The organism is Variovorax sp. P4_D9 (genome assembly GCF_056401695.1).
Genome location: NZ_JBFUIU010000873.1, coordinates 1 through 3,574, shown reverse-complemented (window position 1 = coordinate 3,574; position 3,574 = coordinate 1). Strand labels below are relative to the sequence as shown.

General features: G+C 65.0%; 3 protein-coding genes and 1 pseudogene. All 4 read left to right on the top strand.

Annotated elements, in window-relative coordinates; translation table 11 throughout:
• Positions 1-216 precede the first annotated feature (216 nt).
• Entirely contained in the window at positions 217-1,179 is a 963-nt protein-coding gene (locus AC1DY5_RS47240) for a carbon-nitrogen hydrolase family protein (RefSeq protein WP_478121275.1), read from the top strand.
• Between the two features lie 14 nt (positions 1,180-1,193).
• A complete protein-coding gene (locus AC1DY5_RS47235; protein ID WP_478121274.1) occupies positions 1,194-2,177 on the top strand; it encodes an alpha/beta fold hydrolase in 984 nt (327 codons plus the stop codon).
• A 46-nt stretch (positions 2,178-2,223) separates the two neighbouring features.
• Positions 2,224-3,174, top strand: coding sequence for an alpha/beta fold hydrolase (locus tag AC1DY5_RS47230; RefSeq protein WP_478121273.1), 951 nt, complete (start codon positions 2,224-2,226; stop codon positions 3,172-3,174).
• A gap of 72 nt (positions 3,175-3,246) precedes the next feature.
• Positions 3,247-3,574: pseudogene (locus AC1DY5_RS47225) on the top strand (hypothetical protein); the annotation flags it as partial.

Sequence of the window (3,574 nt, the reverse complement as noted above, 5' to 3'; positions counted from 1 at the left end):
CCTCCACGAGCGCGTCGTCTATTGGGTCACCTGGTCCATCTGCGTTAACGCGAGGATGTTCGTCTGGAAGGCGATGCCGCCGCCCGCGCCAYGATGCCGCCATTGCTGATTGTTGGAAAACCAGTAATTGCCATTTCTGCTGCATCGTCTTTTTCCGCCGGGCACCGCTGCCTAAAGTTCGCCCCATCGATTCACTGTTCAAAAGGAAGCCAGGAAATGAAAGTCGTCAAAGCCGCCGCCGTGCAGATCAGCCCGGTGCTCTACAGCCGCGAAGGAACGATCGCCAAGGTCGTGCAGAAAATCCACGAGCTCGGTCGCCAGGGGGTGCAGTTCGCCACCTTCCCCGAGACCGTGGTGCCCTACTACCCGTACTTCTCCGCCGTCCAGACAGGCATGCAGCTCCTGGCCGGGACCGAGCACCTGAAGCTGCTTGAGCAGGCCGTGACGGTGCCCTCCGCCGCGACCGATGCGATCGGCGAGGCCGCGCGCCAGGCGGGCATGGTGGTGTCGATCGGCGTCAACGAACGCGACGGCGGCACGCTCTACAACACGCAACTGCTCTTCGATGCCGACGGCACGCTGATCCAGCGCCGCCGCAAGATCACGCCGACGCATTTCGAGCGAATGATCTGGGGGCAGGGCGACGGCTCGGGCCTGCGCGCCGTCGACAGCAAGGTCGGCCGCATCGGCCAGCTCGCATGCTTCGAGCACAACAACCCGCTCGCGCGCTACGCCATGATGGCCGACGGCGAGCAGATCCATTCGGCCATGTATCCGGGCTCCGCCTTCGGTGAAGGCTTTGCGCAAAGGATGGAGATCAACATCCGCCAGCATGCGCTGGAGTCCGGCGCCTTCGTCGTCAACGCGACCGCATGGCTCGACGCCGCGCAGCAGGCGCAGATCATGAAGGACACGGGCTGCGAGATCGGTCCGATCTCGGGCGGCTGCTTCACCACGATCGTCGCACCCGACGGCTCGCTGATGGGCGAACCGCTGCGCTCGGGCGAGGGCGAGGTGATCGCCGACCTCGACTTCGCGCTGATCGACCGCCGCAAGATGCTGATGGACTCGACCGGCCACTACAACCGGCCCGAGCTGCTCAGCCTGCTGATCGACCGCACGCCGGCCGCCCACTTCCACGAACGCCCGTCGGACGAGCTCCGCGCCGTCGTGGCCTGAACGAAAGGTGCCCCATGTCCGTCTCGACAAGCCTCCTCTCCGCGCGGCGCTGGCTGCTGCTGTTCGTCGCCGCCCTTTCGCTCGGCCTGATGTTCGCGACGCGCCCGGCCCAGGCCGCGGAGTCCGCGCTCGAGCACGGCGACGTCGTCGTGAACGGCGTCAAGCTGCACTACATCGCCGAAGGACAGGGCGAGCCCGTGCTGCTGATCCACGGGTGGCCGCAGAGCGCCTTCGCGTGGCGCAACGTGCTGCCGCTGCTGGCGAAGTCGGGCCACCGCGTGTGGGCCATCGAATACCGCGGCGCGGGGCGCAGCGAGAAGCCGGCCGGCGGCTACGACATCGACACCCTGGCCGAGGACGTCCACGCCTTCATCGAAGCCAAGCAGCTCAACAGCAGCGGTCGCGGCGTCGACATCGTCACGCACGACGTCGGGTCGTGGATCGGGCACGCGCTCGCGACCAACCATCCGAAGGACGTGCGGCGCCTCGTCCTGAGCGAAGTGCTGTTGCCCGCACCTGCGCCGGCCGCCAGCGGCGTGCCCAGCGACGCGGCCAACCTGCGCACCTGGCAGTTCTCGTTCAACCGACTCAACGATCTGCCGGAAGCGCTCGTGCAGGGCAACGAACGCGCCTACCTGTCCTTCATCTTCGACACCAAGAGCGTTCGCGGCTGGAAGATCGACCCGGCGATGCTCGATCAGTACGTCCGCGAATACCAGACCCCCGGCACACTGCGGGCGAGCTTCAACCTCTGTCGCGCGAACTTCTCCGAAGCCGGCATCGCGCAGGCGAAGGCGCGTGCCGAGAAGCGCGTGACCGCCCCGGTGCTGGCGATCGGCGGTGGCGGCGGCGTCCGCGACCTGTTGCAGAAGTCGATCCAGCCGATTGCGGACGACGTGCAGGGCGCAGTCCTCGCCGGCTGCGGCCACTTCCTTCCCGACGAGTGCCCGGACGAGTTCGCACGCGCGGTGACCGACTTCTGGTCGTCGCGCCGGTGACTCCCGCTTCGATCGGTTCGCACGAAACACATTGAAAGGCCAACCCATGTCTCGCTCATTCAATTGGAAGATCTTCACCCCGGCTTTGCTGGGCCTGCCGATCATGGCGACTGCGTCGGCGCAAGCACCGCAGCCGGAGATCGGATTCCTCCCCCTGGATTCCGGAATCACGCTCAGGCGGATGGTCGTGCGCAGCGCGAAGCCGAAGGGCACCGTAATCCTGCTGCACGGCTTTCCCGAAACGCTGTATTCGTACAGGGACATCTCGCGCCAACTGGCGAAAGACTACGAGGTTCACTCCTTCGACTGGCCGGGATACGGGCAGTCGTCGAGGCCGTCGCCGAGCGAGTTCTCGTATTCGCCGAAGGACTATGCGCGCGTGCTCGAGGAGTACATCGCCAAGTCGCGCATCGACACATCGCACCTGACCATCTACGCGACCGACATCGGCGGATTGCCGCCGCTGCTTCTGGCGCTACGGAAGCCGGACATCGCGAAGTCCATCATCGTCGGCGACTTCGCGCCCTTCGACCGGCCGCAGTACATGAACGAGAACCTGCAGGCGCTGAAGTCGAAGCCGTCTTCGGATGCGGTGAATGCCGCCATGAACAAGAACCGCGACGAGATCCTGGAGAACGCCTACCGGAGAGGCTTCGCGAAGGAAGAGCAGTTCGACATCTCGCCGGAGTTGAAGGCCGACATGCTCGCGGGGTGGAATCACGCAAGCATGACATCAGCCGACGCCTTCTATCACTACTACTCGCACTTCACGGAAGACCAGCAGTACTTCGAAGCCAACGTGAGTCGACTGAAGACGCCCGTCAGCGTCGTCTGGGGCGAGAGGGACTTCTATATCAAGAGCGAGATGGGCGCCGAGTTCGCCGGCAAGGTCGGCGTGCAGATGTCCATCCTGCCAAAGCTCGGACACTATCCACATCTGCAGGGCCCGAAGCAGACCGTCGCCGAGATTCGCGCATCGTTCGACAAGCAGCACTGAGCGAAGGGCTCAGAGAGTGAGAGTTTTTCTCCGAGCCCGTCAAACTGGCACGGGAATGGCTTCGCAGTTGGCATGACGACGCAGATTGATGCAAGCGAAGTGACCCGAGATGTGGCGCTGTTCGATGACCTACCGAAGCCGAGCGAGGCGCAGGTCGAGCAAGCGCGAGCACAGGACGCGAGTCGGCGCAGCCAATGCGCACCTCGAGTGCTGCAGCCCAACCGGTTGCAGATCGAGTTGCGCGCCTCGGATCTCGAATCGCTGCTGGGCGAGGACCATCGTGCGCGGTTGGTGTGGGGCTATGTCGAGCGGCAAGACCTGAGCGCGCTGTTCGAAGCGATCAAGGCGCGTGGGGCGGCCCCGGGGCGCCGGGCGATTGACCCACGCATCCTGTTCGCGC